The sequence below is a fragment of the uncultured Gordonia sp. genome (assembly GCF_937858515.1).
In the GTDB taxonomy this organism is placed as follows: domain Bacteria; phylum Actinomycetota; class Actinomycetes; order Mycobacteriales; family Mycobacteriaceae; genus Gordonia.
The window spans coordinates 1-15,612 of sequence record NZ_CALLZT010000177.1 but is presented as its reverse complement, the minus strand read 5'-3'; the positions used below and the strand labels follow the sequence as shown (position 1 = coordinate 15,612).

At 67.4% G+C, this 15,612-nt stretch carries 19 protein-coding genes; 17 read left to right on the top strand and 2 right to left on the bottom strand.

Translation table 11 applies throughout. The annotated features are described in order from the left end of the window. The 6 genes from Q0627_RS17545 to Q0627_RS17520 form a co-directional block, all read left to right on the top strand. The coding region (locus Q0627_RS17545; protein ID WP_298811697.1) for an alanine--tRNA ligase-related protein at positions 1 to 1,412 on the top strand (1,412 nt) is incomplete at its 5' end. Beyond that, the gene (gene ruvX, locus Q0627_RS17540) at positions 1,409 to 1,852 is read left to right on the top strand and encodes a Holliday junction resolvase RuvX (protein WP_291011075.1); all 444 of its coding nucleotides are present in this window, start codon (positions 1,409 to 1,411) and stop codon (positions 1,850 to 1,852) included. The genes Q0627_RS17545 and ruvX, both read left to right, overlap by 4 nt. A gap of 740 nt (positions 1,853 to 2,592) precedes the next feature. Then, positions 2,593 to 3,720, top strand: coding sequence for an endolytic transglycosylase MltG (gene mltG / locus Q0627_RS17535; RefSeq protein ID WP_298811695.1), 1,128 nt, complete (start codon positions 2,593 to 2,595; stop codon positions 3,718 to 3,720). A gap of 9 nt (positions 3,721 to 3,729) precedes the next feature. Next, positions 3,730 to 4,551 (top strand): shikimate dehydrogenase, encoded by an 822-nt coding sequence (locus tag Q0627_RS17530; protein ID WP_298811693.1) that lies wholly within the window; start codon positions 3,730 to 3,732, stop codon positions 4,549 to 4,551. Between the two features lie 93 nt (positions 4,552 to 4,644). After that, positions 4,645 to 5,034: an A24 family peptidase gene (locus tag Q0627_RS17525; RefSeq protein WP_298811691.1), complete on the top strand. Its 390-nt coding sequence runs from the start codon at positions 4,645 to 4,647 to the stop codon at positions 5,032 to 5,034. A gap of 39 nt (positions 5,035 to 5,073) precedes the next feature. Next, positions 5,074 to 5,610, top strand: a complete 537-nt coding sequence (locus Q0627_RS17520; RefSeq protein ID WP_291011086.1) for a Uma2 family endonuclease — start codon at positions 5,074 to 5,076, stop codon at positions 5,608 to 5,610. Positions 5,611 to 5,684: 74 nt separating this feature from the next. Here Q0627_RS17520 and Q0627_RS17515 read toward each other — a convergent pair whose 3' ends face one another. Continuing rightward, a complete protein-coding gene (locus Q0627_RS17515; protein ID WP_291011089.1) occupies positions 5,685 to 5,972 on the bottom strand; it encodes a hypothetical protein in 288 nt (95 codons plus the stop codon). 56 nt (positions 5,973 to 6,028) lie between these two features. Here Q0627_RS17515 and aroC point away from each other — a divergent pair, with 56 nt between their 5' ends. The 3 genes from aroC to aroB are packed head-to-tail and all read left to right on the top strand — an operon-like array spanning position 6,029 to position 8,930. Beyond that, on the top strand, positions 6,029 to 7,219 hold the full coding sequence (gene aroC, locus Q0627_RS17510) for a chorismate synthase (protein WP_291011091.1): 1,191 nt from the start codon (positions 6,029 to 6,031) through the stop codon (positions 7,217 to 7,219). After that, positions 7,216 to 7,770: a shikimate kinase gene (locus Q0627_RS17505; protein ID WP_291011093.1), complete on the top strand. Its 555-nt coding sequence runs from the start codon at positions 7,216 to 7,218 to the stop codon at positions 7,768 to 7,770. The genes aroC and Q0627_RS17505 overlap by 4 nt, the downstream gene beginning before the upstream one ends. After that, a complete protein-coding gene (gene aroB, locus Q0627_RS17500; protein WP_291011095.1) occupies positions 7,767 to 8,930 on the top strand; it encodes a 3-dehydroquinate synthase in 1,164 nt (387 codons plus the stop codon). Before Q0627_RS17505 ends, aroB begins: the two co-directional genes overlap by 4 nt. 75 nt (positions 8,931 to 9,005) lie before the next feature. Here the strand turns inward: aroB and Q0627_RS17495 are convergent, their stop codons facing one another. Next, positions 9,006 to 9,491, bottom strand: a complete 486-nt coding sequence (locus Q0627_RS17495) for a B-4DMT family transporter (RefSeq protein ID WP_298811688.1) — start codon at positions 9,489 to 9,491, stop codon at positions 9,006 to 9,008. 89 nt (positions 9,492 to 9,580) lie between these two features. Between Q0627_RS17495 and Q0627_RS17490 the strand changes: the two genes are divergently transcribed. The 8 genes from Q0627_RS17490 to Q0627_RS17455 all read left to right on the top strand — a co-directional run. Beyond that, on the top strand, positions 9,581 to 10,678 hold the full coding sequence (locus Q0627_RS17490) for a Xaa-Pro peptidase family protein (RefSeq protein WP_298811686.1): 1,098 nt from the start codon (positions 9,581 to 9,583) through the stop codon (positions 10,676 to 10,678). Between the two features lie 19 nt (positions 10,679 to 10,697). Continuing rightward, a complete protein-coding gene (efp, locus tag Q0627_RS17485; protein ID WP_291011101.1) occupies positions 10,698 to 11,261 on the top strand; it encodes an elongation factor P in 564 nt (187 codons plus the stop codon). Between the two features lie 12 nt (positions 11,262 to 11,273). Then, positions 11,274 to 11,738, top strand: a complete 465-nt coding sequence (nusB, locus tag Q0627_RS17480; protein WP_291011103.1) for a transcription antitermination factor NusB — start codon at positions 11,274 to 11,276, stop codon at positions 11,736 to 11,738. Positions 11,739 to 11,927: 189 nt separating this feature from the next. Next, the gene (pyrR, locus tag Q0627_RS17475; RefSeq protein WP_291011106.1) at positions 11,928 to 12,518 is read left to right on the top strand and encodes a bifunctional pyr operon transcriptional regulator/uracil phosphoribosyltransferase PyrR; all 591 of its coding nucleotides are present in this window, start codon (positions 11,928 to 11,930) and stop codon (positions 12,516 to 12,518) included. Further along, entirely contained in the window at positions 12,518 to 13,477 is a 960-nt protein-coding gene (locus Q0627_RS17470; protein WP_291011110.1) for an aspartate carbamoyltransferase catalytic subunit, read from the top strand. The genes pyrR and Q0627_RS17470 overlap by 1 nt, the downstream gene beginning before the upstream one ends. Beyond that, complete coding sequence (locus tag Q0627_RS17465; protein ID WP_298811683.1) at positions 13,474 to 14,778, top strand: dihydroorotase; 1,305 nt, start codon at positions 13,474 to 13,476, stop codon at positions 14,776 to 14,778. The genes Q0627_RS17470 and Q0627_RS17465 overlap by 4 nt, the downstream gene beginning before the upstream one ends. Continuing rightward, entirely contained in the window at positions 14,775 to 15,383 is a 609-nt protein-coding gene (locus tag Q0627_RS17460; RefSeq protein ID WP_298811681.1) for a hypothetical protein, read from the top strand. The genes Q0627_RS17465 and Q0627_RS17460 overlap by 4 nt, the downstream gene beginning before the upstream one ends. After that, a partial coding sequence (locus Q0627_RS17455; RefSeq protein ID WP_298811679.1) for a carbamoyl-phosphate synthase domain-containing protein occupies positions 15,380 to 15,612 on the top strand: 233 nt, incomplete at its 3' end. The genes Q0627_RS17460 and Q0627_RS17455, both read left to right, overlap by 4 nt.

The following is a 15,612-nucleotide window of genomic DNA, read 5'->3' as shown; positions in this document are numbered from 1 at the left end:
GCCTGACCGTCGACCAGGACGGGTTCACCGCCCTGATGGCCGAACAGAAGGGCCGGGCCAAGGCCGACGCGACCGCCCGCAAGACAGGTCACACCGACCTGAGCGTGTACCGCGACCTGCTCGACCGCGGTCCCACCGAGTTCACCGGCTTCGGTGAGCTGGTGTCCGAGGCCAAGGTGCTGGGCCTGGTCGCCGACGGCGCACGGCTGCCGGCCGCCGGCGCCGGACAGGAACTGACGGTCGTGCTCGACCGCAGTCCGCTGTACGCCGAGTCGGGTGGTCAGATCGCCGACACCGGAACCATCACGTCGGCGTCCGGTGCCCGGCTCACTGTCACCGACGTCCAGAAACTCAACAAGACGCTGTGGCTGCACAAAGTGCGGATCGACGAGGGCGAGATCACCGAGGGCGAGGAGGTGCTGGCGTCGGTGGACGCAGCCTGGCGGCATGGCGCCACGCAGGGGCACTCCGGCACCCACATGGTGCACGCCGCGCTGCGGCAGGTGCTCGGTCCCAACGCCACCCAGGCCGGCTCCCTCAATCGGCCCGGCTACCTGCGGTTCGACTTCCACGCGAACGGCCCGCTGAGCGAGGCCCAGCGTAGCGAGATCGAGGAGATCAGCAACGCCGCGGTGGAGGCCGACTATCCGGTCCGCACCTTCGAGACGGGGCTGGCCGAGGCCAAGGCGATGGGTGCCCTTGCCCTGTTCGGCGAGAACTACGGTGACGAGGTGCGGGTCGTCGACATCGGCGGACCGTTCTCGATGGAATTGTGCGGTGGCACGCACGTGTCGTCGTCGGCGCAGATCGGGCCCATCACGGTGATCGGCGAGTCGTCGGTCGGTTCGGGTGTGCGGCGCGTCGAGGCGTACGTGGGTATGGACTCCTTCCGGTACCTGTCCAAGGAGCGTGCGCTGCTCGCGGGTTTGGCGTCGACGCTGAAGGTGCCTTCCGCGGAGGTACCCGGCCGGGTGGAGGCACTGGTGGCCAGGCTGCGTGACGCGGAGAGGGAACTTGAGCGGATCCGCGCAGAAGCCGCCCGCAACGCCACGTCGGGGTTGATCGACGCAGCGGTCACCTCGGGTTCGACACTCGTGGTGGGCGGACGTCTGCCCGACGGTATCGACGCCGGTGATCTGCGTTCGCTGGCGACAGACCTGCGCGGCAAGGTGGCCGACAAGCCCGCCGTGGTCGTGCTGTTCTCGGCCACCGGTACCAAGGTGCCGTTCGTCGTCGCCACCACAGACAGCGCTCGCGAGGCCGGAATCAAGGCCGGTGACCTGGTCAAGCAGATCGCCCCGCTCGTCGGTGGCCGCGGAGGTGGCAAACCCGACCTGGCGCAGGGTTCGGGTACCGACGTCGGCGGTGCGGACGCCGCGATGGCCCGGATCAGAGAGCTTGTGCTTCGGTGACCCCGGCAGCGGCCGGCCGGCCGGGACGGGTACTCGGCATCGACGTGGGCAGCGTGCGAATCGGGGTTGCGGTATGCGATCCGGACCGGATTCTGGCCACGCCGGTGGAGACGGTGACCCGGACACCCGGCGGTAGCGCCGACGTCGACCGGATCACCGCGCTGACCGGCGAGTACGAGGCGGTCGCAGTGGTGATCGGGATGCCCCGGACGCTGCGGAACACCGCAGGTCCGGCCGCCGATGCCGCCCGGTCGTTCGGCACCGCGATCGCCGAGTCGATCGCGCCGGTGCCGGTGGAGTATTTCGACGAACGGTTCACCACGGTCACCGCCCAGCAGGCGCTGCGTGCCAGTGGTCGTTCGGTGAAATCATCCCGTGGGGTCATTGATCAGGCGGCGGCGGTCGCTATTCTGCAAGGGTGGCTGGATGCGGGACGATGACGCGCCGCACCCTCAGGGGTGGATGCCGGTGACAGGGGACATGTTCGGTGGATGATGAGCAATATCGGCACAGCCGCCATCGTGGCACCGCGGGGCAGGACGTGTCGCAGGATGACGTCGATCGTCTGAGGTTCTTCACCCAGCCGCACCCGGACCGGCCGGTGAACGGTCGTCGGCGTCACCGCGACGAGGTCGGCGGGACCGATCCGGAGTCCTCGCGCGCGATGCCGCAGCGGATCGAACCGCGGCCTGCGCCGGAGGAGCGCGGGCCGGTGCCCGGCGCCAACAGTTATCCGGCTCCGCCGCCGGCGCAGTGGCCGGCACCGTCGGCGGCACCGGATCTTCGTGGACGGTATGTACCTCAGGTACCGCCGCCTCCTCGTCCCGCGGAGTCCACCGGCCCGGTCGACGGCGCACCGGGGGTCGCGCGGGGATTGCTCCCGACGCCACCACCGATCGACACTGACCGGAACTCCACGCCGTCGTCAGGTCGGACCGATACCGGCGATGCCGCACCGGCGTCTGTTGCCGGGGTCGCGGCTGAGCCGGCTGCCGTGGCAGGTGACAAGTCCGGTGCCGTGTCCGGTGGTGCGGCGACGTCAGCGGATGAGAATACGGACCGGGCACCTCGTTCGACAGGAGGCGATCGTTCGGCGAGGAGTGTTCGTTCGGCCCGATCGGGTGTCCGGGACGCCGGATCGTCCGATGAGGCGGACCGCCGTCGGCGTAGACGCCGGAAGGTGATCGCGGTTGTCCTGGTCGCATTCCTGGCGATGCTCGGCGCGGTCGGATACGGCGCTATGCGGTTCTTCGGTGGCGCGGTGAGCGCACCGGACTATTCCGGCGCATCCGGTGTCGCCGACGTGATCGTCGAGATCCCGCCCAATTCAGCACTGAGCGACTTCGGGAACATCCTCACCGAGCGTGATGTGGTGAAGAGCACGCAGGCGTTCATCAACGCGACGGGCGGGCGAACCATGGAGGGCGGCTACTACAAGCTGCGCACGCAGATCTCGGCCTCTACCGCAGTGTCGATGATGACCGACTCGACCAGGGTCCATCGGGTGGGGCTGATGAACGTCCCCGAGGGGTTGCAGCTCGAATCGAAGAAGGGCATCGACGGCAAGACCACCCCGGGCATCTTCCAGATGATCGCCGACGCGACCGAGGTCGAGATCAACGGGGCGCACCGCGGTGTGACGGTCAAGGAATTGCAGAAGGTCGCGGCCACTGCCAAGCCTTCCGAACTCGGTGTGCCCGACTGGGCGCGCAAATATGTCACGGCTTCGGAGGTGAGAGGTGACTTCCGCAGACTGGAAGGACTCATCGCGCCAGGCACGTGGGAGTACATCAATCCTGAGCATTCGGCCACCCAGATCCTGTCCGATCTGATCACCGAAAGCGCGGCCCGGTTCGAGAAGTGGGGTCTGCTCAACGACAACGGTTCGGGCCTGACCCCGTACGAAACGCTGGTCACCGCGTCGATCGTCGAACGGGAGGCGAAGAATCCCGAGGACTTCCCAAAGGTCGCGCGTGTCATCCTGAACCGGCTGGCCAAGGATCAGCGCCTGGAGATGGACTCGACGTCCAACTACAAGGCCAAGGTCACCAACATCGACGTGCACGGCGACGCCTACAGCGACGAGAATCCGTGGAACACCTACCAGATCTTCGGGTTGCCGCCGACACCGATCGGTGCGGTCGGGGAGCGTGCGCTGGAGGCCACCGAACATCCGACCAAGGGCAAATGGCTGTACTTCGTGTCGATCGACCAGGACGGCACCACGCTGTTCGCCGACGACTATGAGGAACACAAACGCAATCGGCAGAAAGCCTGCGACACCGGCCTGCTGTCCACCGGATGCTGATGCCGCGCGATGACCTCACGTAGTGCCGCGGTACTCGGATTCCCGGTGTCGCATTCGCGGTCACCTGATCTGCACCTGGCCGCGTACCGGGCGCTCGGGCTGACCGACTGGACCTATGACCGCATCGAATGCACTGCCGAGCAGCTTCCCGGGATCGTCGGGGGAGCCGGCCCGGAGTTCGTGGGCTTCTCCGTGACGATGCCCGGCAAGATCGCCGCGCTCGAGTTCGCCGACGAGGTCACCGAGCGTGCCCGGCTCATCGGTTCGGCCAACACCCTGGTGCGTACCGCCACTGGCTGGCGCGCCGATTGCACCGACGTCGACGGGATGACCGGGGCTCTGCGTGAGCTCGGAGTGCTCGCCGGCGCCGGCGGTGAGGCGGTGGTGATCGGCGGCGGGGGCACCGCGCTGCCGACGATCAGCGCTCTCGCCGACGCCGGATTCACCTCGGTACGCGTGGTGGTGCGCAGTCCTGAGCGCGCCGCCGACGTCGCCGCGCTCGCGGAGGCCCTGGGTCTGAGATGCGGTTTTCTGCCGTTCGTCGCGTCAGCGGAACTCACCGAGGCGTGCCGGTCCGCGCGGGTCGTCGTGTCGACGGTTCCGTCTCCGGCCACCGCGCCGATCATCGACTCGGTGCGTGTGGCGTCAGCGGTCATCGATGTCATCTACAACCCATGGCCTACGCCGCTCGCCGCCGCCGTCACCGCGTCGGGTGGGCGCATCGTCGGGGGGCTGGTGATGCTCCTCAATCAGGCCTACAGCCAGGTCGAACAGTTCACCGGGCTGCCCGCACCCCGCGAGGCGATGGCCGCCGCGATCACTGACACCTGAGTAGTGTCAAACACTCCGTCCACAGCGAAATCGGTTGTCCACAAATCTGATTGAGAACCCCGAATCGGTGGATCGGGCAGCGACGATTGTTCGGTGACTCTCGCCTCGATCCCCGTCGGCCTGTGGCTGACCGCCATCGCCGTCCGCGATACCCGTACCCGGCGCATCACCAACGCACTACTGTGGCCTGGCCTGATCGCCGTCGCCGCGATCGGCACGACATCGGCCGGGGTGGTCGTCGCCGGCGTCGTCGCGGCGACGCCCTACCTGATCGCGTGGCTGCTCCGGCAATGCGGAGGCGGCGATGTGAAGCTCGCACTGGTCGTCGGTGGTCTCACCGCCGACTGGGCGACCGGGATGCTCGTCGTCCTGCTCGCCGCGCTCCTCTCGGCGATCGCCGCGCTGGTCGCCCGGTCCTCGTCACTCCCGCACGGACCTGCACTCGTTTGCGCGTCGACGTTGCTACTGGCGGTGACCCATTGACACCGTCGACCGCACGACCGGCGCGAGTACCCTGACCTCATGTCCGGTCCCGACCTCACCTCGCTGTTGTCGTTGCGGGACTGGCGTGCCCTCGGCGAGGAGACCGGCGTGCGGTCCGAACTCCAGGAGGGCGTCCGTATCGTGACGCCCCGGCCTGCCAAACGACACATTCGGGCCGTACACCGGCTGTGGAACGCCCTGGAAAGCGCCGCCGGCGAGGACTACGAAGTGCTCGGCGAGATCGACATCGTGATCGACGCGCACACCCCGGCCACGGTGCGCGTCCCCGATCTCGTGGTCTGCGCAGCCACTGCTCCCGACCACCTGGACGCAGCGCACGTGCTCCTCGCCGTCGAGGTCATCTCACCCGGCACCCGGCGTATCGACAGGGTCATGAAACGCAGCGAATACGCCGACGCCGGAATCACCCACTACTGGATCGTTGACCTCGACGGACCACGCCTGACCGAACTCACCCTGACCGACGGCCAGTACACCGGCAGTGAGCACATCGGCGAATTCACCACCACTGTGCCGTTCGCCTTTGACCTGGATCTGCGCATGTTGACACGCTGACCGCTGTCGACAGGTCTGGTTTGTGTCGTACCTTCCGCGTGGTCACTCCGACAAGAAGGTGCGGCGCGCTGGTGCTACTGCCGGCGCAGGTCCGGCCAGGGTGGGCGGCGGACGACGGCGATGCAGCCGAGGGTGGCGGCGACAAGGCCGGTGACCACGCCGATCAGGGCGACGCGGTCGGCGTCGACGACGGGGGACCAGACCACCTCGTCGCCCCGGATCACGAACACGCCGAGCGCATCGCCGTCGTCGCTGCCGTGGATCGTGCGGGTCACCGGAACGACGGTCACACCATCAGAGGTGGTGAGGGGCTCACCGAATGTGCGGGAGGATCGCCAGGGGACCAGATCGCCTATTGCCATCTGTCCATCATGGCCTGAGCAGAAGGGCCACATCGGGTCGTGGAACAATTGATGCCGTGTTGCGCTGGATAACCGCCGGAGAATCCCATGGACCGGCCCTGGTCGCCATCGTCGAGGGGATGGTCGCCGGAGTAGAGGTCACCTCGTCCGATATCGCCGAACAACTCGCCCGTCGCCGCCTCGGCTACGGTCGCGGCGCCCGGATGAAGTTCGAGGCCGACAAACTGACTCTGCTCGGCGGGATCCGGCACGGCCGTACCCAAGGTGGGCCGGTCGCCATCGAGATCGGCAACAGTGAGTGGCCCAAGTGGGAACAGGTCATGGCCGCCGATCCCGTCGATCCCGACGAGCTCGCCGGCAGCGCCCGGAACGCCCCGCTGACCCGGCCCCGGCCCGGTCACGCCGACTTTGCCGGAATGCTCAAGTACGGCTTCGACGACGCCCGTCCGGTCCTCGAACGGGCCAGTGCCCGCGAGACCGCGGCGCGCGTGGCCGCCGGCAGCGTCGCCCGCAACTTCCTGCGGCAGGTGTTCGGTATCGAGGTCCTCAGCCACGTCATCTCCATCGGTGCCTCCGACCCGTACGACGGTCCCGCGCCCCGCTACAGCGACCTGCCCGCGATCGACGAGAGTCCCGTCCGGGCGTTCGATTCGGCATCGGCTGACAAGATGATCGCCGAGATCGAGGCCGCCAAGAAGGACGGCGACACCCTTGGCGGCATCGTCGAGATCGTGGCCACCGGAGTGCCCATCGGCCTCGGCTCTCACGTCAGCGGCGAAACCCGGCTCGATGCCAAACTGGCCGCCGCCCTCATGGGTATCCAGGCGATCAAGGGGGTCGAGGTCGGCGACGGATTCGAGACGGCCCGCCGCCGCGGCAGTGCGGCACACGACGAGATGGTGCCCGGACCCGACGGCGTGCTGCGCTCGACCAACCGCGCCGGCGGCCTCGAAGGCGGCATGACCAACGGTGAGGACGTGCGTGTGCGTATCGCGATGAAGCCGATCTCGACAGTGCCCCGCGCTCTGCAGACCGTCGACATGACCACCGGCGAACCGGCCGTGGCGATCCATCAGCGTTCGGACGTGTGTGCGGTACCCGCTGCGGGCGTGGTTGCCGAGGCGATGGTGGCGCTGGTCCTCGCACAGGTCGCACTCGACAAGTTCGGCGGCGACTCGGCCGCCGAGACCGCCGACAACCTCAACGCCTACGTGAAGCGGATCAGCGCGAGGCCACCGCACCAATGATGGTGACCCGCAAGAGGATTAAGACCCACCCGGCCGCCGTCCTGATCGGCTTCATGGGGGCCGGCAAGTCGACCGTCGGCAAGCTCGTGGCCGAACTGCTCGGCGTGGACTTCACCGACGCCGACGAACAGATCGTGCGCGTCGACGGCCGCACCATCCCGGAGATCTTCGACCAGGACGGCGCTCCGGCGTTCCGGGAGATCGAACGACAAGTCGTGCTCGATTTGCTCACCCGCGGTGGCGTCGTATCGCTCGGCGGCGGTGCGGTGATGACTCCTGCCATCGCCGACGCGCTCGGCAGGCAGCGCGTCGTCTACCTGAGCATCGACCCTGACGAAGGCTTCGTCCGCGCCCAGTGTGGGGACCGTCCGCTGCTGGCCGGCGACGACCCCGAAACCCGGTATCGCGAACTGCTCGCCGAACGGCAGGACACCTACACCGCTCTGGCCACGATCACCGTCGACGCCGGCGCCGGCAATGCCGCCGAGATCGCCGATGCCGTCGTCACCGCACTCGCCGACCACCTCCTTCCCGAGAGGAACACCCCGTGACAGAAACCGCGCCGCCAGAAACTGCGCCGACAGAAGCCGCAGCGACAGCCGGTACGACCGAACCTATCCGGATCCGAGTCAACGCGGGTGCCCCGTACGACGTGGTCATCGGCAGGGGTTTGCTCGGTGAGGTCGCCGAGGCGGCGGCCGGTGCCGACCGGATCGCGATCGTTTTTCAGCCCACCCTCGTCGAAACAGCCAAACAGATCCGGGAGTTCCTGATCGGGAAGGGTTTCGACGCCCACTCCGTCGAGATCCCCGACGCCGAAGCCGGTAAGGACCTGCAGGTCGCCTCGTTCTGCTGGGGCGTGTTCGGTCAGATCGGCCTCAAACGCAACGACAAGGTGATCAGCCTCGGCGGCGGCGCGGCCACCGACCTCGCCGGATTCGTCGCCGCCACCTGGATGCGTGGCATCGGCGTCATCCACATCCCGACCACGCTGTTGGCTATGGTCGACGCCGCGGTCGGCGGCAAGACCGGCATCAACACCGACGCCGGCAAGAACCTCGTCGGTTCCTTCCACGAACCCGACGCCGTCCTCATCGACATCGCCACCCTGGAGACGGTACCGCGCAACGAGGTCGTCGCCGGGCTGGCCGAGGTCATCAAGACCGGGTTCATCGCCGACCCCGAGATCCTGAACATCATCGAGGCCGACCCGCAGGCCGCTCTCGACCCGGCTGGCGATGTGCTGCCCGAGCTGATCCGGCGATCGGTGCAGGTCAAGGCCGATGTGGTGTCGGCCGACCTCAAGGAGTCCTCGCTGCGGGAGATCCTCAACTACGGACACACCCTTGGCCACGCCATCGAACGCCGCGAACGCTACAAGTGGCGTCATGGCGCCGCGGTGTCGGTGGGGCTGGTGTTCGCGGCCGAGTTGGCCCGGCTGGCGGGCCGCCTCGATGACGAGACAGCCGACCGGCACAAGAGCATCCTCGAACTCGTGGGTCTGCCCACCACCTACGATCCGGACGCCTTCGCCGACCTGCTGCAGGGCATGGCCGGTGACAAGAAGAACCGGTCGGGTGTGCTGCGGTTCGTCGTGCTCGACGGACTCGCCAAACCTGGCCGCCTCGAAGGCCCCGACCCGTCGCTGATCGCAGCCGCCTATTCGGCGGTGGCGGGCGCTACCGCCTCCGGTAGCGGTGTCCTGCTCTGATCGAAGCCTGATTGAACTAGAAAGCCCGCCACGTCGGAGTCGACGTGGCGGGCTTTGCGGTCCGTTGGTTGGCGATCAGGCGTGGGCGGCGGCGCGTTCCTCGTGCGACGACCAGTCCTCTTCGGGCTCGTTCTTGCGCTGATCGCGGCGCACGACCCAGCGGCCGAACGAGAATCCGACGAACGCGGGTGCGTAGACCAGGAGGGCGGTGAACGATCCGCCGGCGATAATCTCAACCGGAGGAGAACCTTGGCCGATGCCGTTCATAAACCAGGTGCCGATGCACCAGAAGACGAGGCCCGCGACGACACCGGCGAACAGACCCGCCTTGAGCCAGCGCACGGTCAGGTCGGCGTAGTCGTCGGGGTCGGGGTTGGCCCGAGCGTCGCGGATGCCGTCGACACCGCCCCACAGCAGTGCGACCAGCACGACCGCGGCGACGGCGAGAACCTTCCACGTGCTCGACGAGAGCGGCTTTTCCACCACGGCGATGGCCAGGAGCACACGCGCGACGATGTGGACAGCGGTGAGCGGTATACCGCGCAGTAACCAAGAACCCATGGCCGACAGACTAGACTACCGGTGACGTGAGGGAAACCACATCCCCTGCATTGCGTCGGTCAGGACTGGCCGATCGGTAGATTTTACCCATGGCTCAGCCCTGGAATCCGCCCCCGTCCGCAGACCACCGCGACCGCCGCGACAGGCTTCGCGAACTGGTCGCCGGAACCGCCGACGTCTTGGTGGTGTCCGACCTGATCAACGTCCGGTATCTGACCGGCTTCACCGGTTCCAACGCGGCCGTGCTGATCAGTGCGGCGGATCCGGACGCCGACCGGATCAGTACGGACGGTCGCTACATCACGCAGGTCGCCGAACAATCGGGTGACCTGGAAGCGGTGATCGCACGCAACTGTCTCGCCGCGCTCGTCGAGCATGCCGGTCAGGGCGGCACGGTCCGCGTCGGCTTCGAGGAACATATCGTGACGGTCGCCGCTCACCGGGATCTCGACGGTGACCTGGTGGGTACATCCGGGCTGGTGGAAACTCTGCGTGAGGTCAAAGATCCGGGCGAGGTGGAATTGCTGCGGCGGGCCTGCGTGGTGGCCGACGAGGCACTGGCCGCGATCATCGAACGGGGATTGCTCGCACCCGGCAGGACCGAACGCGAGGTCGCCAGAGCGCTCGAATGGGAGATGTTCGAACGCGGCGCCGACGCGGTCTCGTTCGAGACCATCGTCGCCACCGGTGCCAACTCGGCGATACCGCATCACCGGCCGACCCCGGCGGTGCTGGCCACCGGGGACTTCGTGAAGATCGACTTCGGAGCGGCCGTTGCCGGCTATCACTCGGACATGACCCGTACCTATGTCCTCAGCCGCGCCGCCGACTGGCAGCGTGAGATCTACGAACTGGTGGCTACCGCGCAGGCCGCCGGCCGGGCGGCGTTGACACCGGATGCGGACCTGCGGGGCGTCGATGCCGCCGCCCGGTCGGTGATCGACGATGCGGGTTACGGCGACAAGTATGTGCACGGCCTCGGGCACGGTATCGGGCTGCAGATCCATGAAGCACCGGGGATCGGATCGGCCGCGACGGGTACACTGCCATGCGGCGCCGCGGTGACCGTGGAGCCCGGCGTCTATCTCCCAGGTCGAGGGGGCGTCAGGATCGAGGACAGCCTCGTGGTCACCGACGGCGAACCCGACCTGCTGACCACCACCGACAAGACGTTCACCGTCATCTGACGTTAGGAAGTAACCACCTATGGCGAGTACCGCCGATTTCAAGAACGGCCTCGTGCTGAAGATGGACAACGGACTCTGGCAGATCCTGGAGTTCCAGCACGTCAAGCCCGGCAAGGGCCCGGCCTTCGTGCGCACCAAGATCAAGAACGTACTCAGCGGCAAGATCGTCGACAAGACCTTCAACGCCGGCGTCAAGGTGGAGACGGCCACGGTCGACCGCCGCGACATGACCTACCTGTACAACGACGGCAGCGACTACGTCTTCATGGACGGCGAGACCTTCGAGCAACTCAACATTTCACCCGAGACCGTCGGCGACGGTGCGCGGTTCCTGCTCGAGAACATGACCGCGCAGGTTGCCACCCACGAGGGTGCGCCGCTGTACGTCGAGTTGCCCGTCACCGTCGAACTGCTGGTACAGCAGACCGACCCCGGTCTGCAGGGTGATCGCTCCACCGGCGGAACCAAGCCCGCCACGCTGGAGACCGGTGCCGAAATCGCCGTGCCGCTGTTCATCAACACCGGTGACAAGCTGAAGGTCGACTCCCGCGACGGCAGCTACCTCGGCCGCGTCAACAGCTGAGCGCGAGGTTCAGTGAAACACCCGGGTACCCGTCACAAGGCACGCAGACGCGCCGTCGACCTGCTGTTCGAGGCCGAGGCCAAGGGCGTCAAGGCCACCGACCTGGTCACCGAACGCCGTGAGCTGGTGATCACCGACGAGAGCGTCGGGCAGATCCATCCGTACACCGCGCGCGTCATCGAGGGGGTGGCCGGTGACCAGGATCAGGTCGACGCAGTGCTGTCCTCGCACCTGAAGGAGTGGACGCTGCCGCGCCTACCCGCGGTCGACCGGGCCATCATGCGGCTGGCCACCTGGGAATTGTTCAACGCCACCGACGTCGATCCGGTGGTGATCGTCGACGAGGCCGTCGAATTGGCCAAGGAACTGTCCACCGACGATTCGCCCGCCTTCGTCAACGGCGTGCTCGCCCGCATTGCCGACCTGGCCCCGCAGGTGCGCGCCGCCGCCGCGGCCGAACCCCACACCGACTGCTGACCCCGACGAACAAGTATTGCGGTTGGTTCCGGATTCCGGAACCAACCGCAATACTTGTGCCCGATGTAGGAGTCTGTGCGGGCCAGATCACGCCACGCCCGGCTGGAGATAGTCCCCTCCGCGTGTAGACTGCATGACCGGCAGGCATCCTTTAACGGACCGTCCCGTGAGGCGGAGAAGGAGGTCACGTTGGCTGACGTAAACAACGATGGGCAATCCCATCGGGTGCTGCTCGACGCGGCGGATGTGTCCCGGACCATCGCGCGTGTCGCCCATCAGGTGATCGAGAAAACGGCTCTCGACGCACCCGGCGCACCCCATGTGGTGCTCATCGGCATCCCCACCCGCGGAACGTCTCTCGCGAAACGGCTGGGCGCCAAGATCTCTGAGTTCGCCGGTACCGATATTCCGGTCGGCTATCTCGACATCACCCTGTACCGCGACGATCTGCGCGACAAACCGCACCGGCCGCTCGAGCGCACCATGGTGCCCGCCGGCGGTGTCGACGGCGCGATCGTCATCCTTGTCGATGACGTCCTCTATTCGGGGCGCACCGTCCGCGCCGCCCTCGACGCGTTGCGCGACCTCGGCCGCCCGGCAGCGGTGCAACTCGCGGTGCTCGTCGACCGCGGTCACCGCGAACTGCCGCTGCGCGCCGACTACGTCGGCAAGAACATCCCCACCTCCCGCGAGGAGAACGTCGCGGTTCACCTGATCGAACACGATGGTGCCGACGAGGTCGTCCTCGGTTCCCGTACTGCTCACCGGCCGGGGGCGTGATGCGGCACCTGCTGAGCACACAGGACCTGTCCCGTGCGCAGGCCACCGCGATCCTCGATGAGGCCGAACGGTTCGAACAGGCGCTGACCGGGCGTGAGGTCAAGAAGCTGCCCACTCTGCGTGGGCGCACCGTGATGACGGTGTTCTACGAGAACTCCACCCGTACCCGGGTCTCGTTCGAGGTGGCTGGCAAGTGGATGAGCGCCGATGTCATCAACGTCAGCGCGTCGAGTTCGTCGGCGGGTAAGGGCGAGTCGTTGCGCGACACCGTCAAGACGCTGCATGCGGCCGGCGCCGACGCGCTGATCGTGCGGCATCCGGCTTCGGGTGCGGCCCGGCAGATCGCCGAATGGACCACTGCCGCTGATGGCACCGGACCGTCGATCATCAACGCCGGCGACGGTATGCACGAACATCCCACCCAGGCTCTGCTCGACGCGCTCACGCTGCGGCAGCGCCTCGGCACTCTCGACGGCAAACGCATCGCGATCGTGGGCGACGTGCTGCATTCACGCGTCGCCCGCTCCAATGCCTTCCTGCTGTCGACGCTGGGAGCGGAGGTGGTGCTCATCGCCCCACCGACGTTGTTGCCGACGGGTGTCGAGCAGTGGCCGGTGACGGTGTCCACCGACATCGACGCCGAACTCGCCGCCGTCGATGCGGTGATGATGCTGCGGGTGCAGGCCGAACGCATGAACGGTGGCTTCTTCCCGAGCTCGCGCGAATACTCGGTGCGCTTCGGACTCAACGAACGCCGCCTGGCATTGATGGCCGACGACGCGGTGGTGCTGCACCCCGGTCCGATGCTGCGCGGCATGGAGATCGGCTATTCGGTGGCCGACTCGCCGCGCGCGACGGTGCTCGACCAGGTCCGCAACGGCGTTCACGTCCGGATGGCTGTGCTGTTCGGGCTGCTCGTCGGCACCGACCCGGAAACCACAACAGGGGAGAACCAGTGAGCGCGCCCGGATCGTTGCTGATCACCGATGTCCGGCCCTACGGCGAAGGCAGCCCCGTCGACGTCCTGATCGTCGACGGCGTGATCACCGAGATCGGTCCCGGCCTGGTCGCACCGGCCGACACCGAACGCTTGGCCGGTCACAACTCGGTGCTGTTGCCCGGTTTCGTCGACCTGCACACCCATCTGCGCGAACCCGGCCGCGAGGACACCGAGACCATCGCCACCGGATCGGCGGCAGCCGCGCTGGGTGGCTACACCGCGGTATTCGCGATGGCCAACACCGACCCCGTCGCCGACAACTCGACCGTCACCGACAACGTGTACCGCACCGGCCGCGAGGTCGGGTTGGTCGACGTGCATCCGGTGGGTGCGGTCACCGTCGGACTCCAAGGCAAACAACTCGCCGAGATGGGCATGATGGCTGCGGGTGCGGCCAAGGTGAAGATGTTCAGCGACGACGGCAAATGCGTCGACGACCCGTTGCTGATGCGCCGCGCCCTCGAATACGCCAAGGGCCTCGACGTCCTCATCGCCCAGCACGCCGAGGAGCCGCGGCTGACCGTCGGTGCGCTTGCCCACGAAGGCCCGACCGCGTCCCGGCTGGGTCTGACCGGCTGGCCACGTGCCGCCGAGGAGTCGATCGTCGTGCGCGACGCACTGCTGGCCCGCGACGCCGGCACCCGAGTACACATCTGCCACGCCTCCACCGAGGGCACCGTCGAACTCGTCAAATGGGCCAAAGCGCAAGGTATTTCGATCACCGCCGAGGTCACCCCGCATCATCTGCTGCTCACCGACGCCCGGCTGGAAACCTACGATCCGGTCAACAAGGTGAACCCGCCACTGCGGGAGGAACGCGACAACCTGGCACTGCGCCGCGGACTGGCCGACGGCACCATCGACTGCGTCGCCACCGACCACGCCCCGCACGCATCGCAGGAGAAGTGCTGCGAGTTCTCCGTGGCACGTCCGGGCATGCTGGGGCTGGAGACCGCACTGTCGATCGTCGTCGAGACGATGGTGAGTACCGGGCTGCTCGACTGGCGCGGCGTGGCCAAAGTGATGAGCGAGCGTCCCGCGCAGATCGTCGGGCTCACCGATCAGGGCCGTCCGATCGCGGTGGGCGAACCTGCCAACCTGGCTGTGGTCGACGCCGAATCCTCATGGACGGTGAAGGCCGACGAGCTGGCCAGCCTGTCGCGCAACACTCCCTACGCAGACATGACACTGCCCGCAACCATCCGGGCGACAGTCCTGCGGGGGACGATCACCGCCCACGAGGGGGCGGTGCGCCGATGAAGCGGACCGGCATCCGCCTCGGTGCGGTGGTCGCGATCGTCGTACTCGCGGTTGTGGTGCTGCACGTCGGGCCCGACTGGTCCTGGGGCAAGGCGGTCGGCAATGTCGCGATCGTCGGCGGCACCCTCGCCGTGCTGGCCGGTCTGGGACGCATGGTGTACATGGTGGCGACCGGGTCGGCGATCAAGGCCCGCGACCAGGCTCAGGCGGTCGGGGAGATCCCGGTGCTGCCGGCCGATCCCGGCGAGCTGCTGCGTGGGCCCGATTCGGGCTTGTACCTGGGCACCACCTTCGCGCCGAGCTGGCAGAACAAGATCACCGTCGGCGGGCTGAGCGATCGTGCAGTCGCCAATATCACCGAATTCACCGACGGTATCGAGATCTCCCGCCAAGGCGCCGGCGACATCTGGATCCCGCGGGCGAGCGTGACGGCGGTGCGTACCGAAAGCGGGCACGGCGGCAAGGTCATGGGGGCAGGCGGGGTTCTCGTGGTCCGGTGGGTGTTGCCCAACGGAACCGAGGTGGACTCCGGTATCAGAGCCGACGACAAGGCCGTGTACAGCGGCTGGGTCGACGATTTCGCTGAAACAGAAAGTGATCAATGAGTAGAGCGGTACTGGTTCTGGAAAACGGCCAGGTGTTCACCGGGCAGTCTTTCGGCGCCGTCGGACAAACCCTCGGGGAGGCGGTGTTCTGCACCGCGATGACGGGCTATCAGGAAACCCTCACCGATCCGAGCTACCACCGGCAGATCGTGGTCGCCACCGCGCCGCAGATCGGCAACACCGGCTGGAACACCGAGGACGACGAGTCGCACGGCGGCAAGATCTGGGT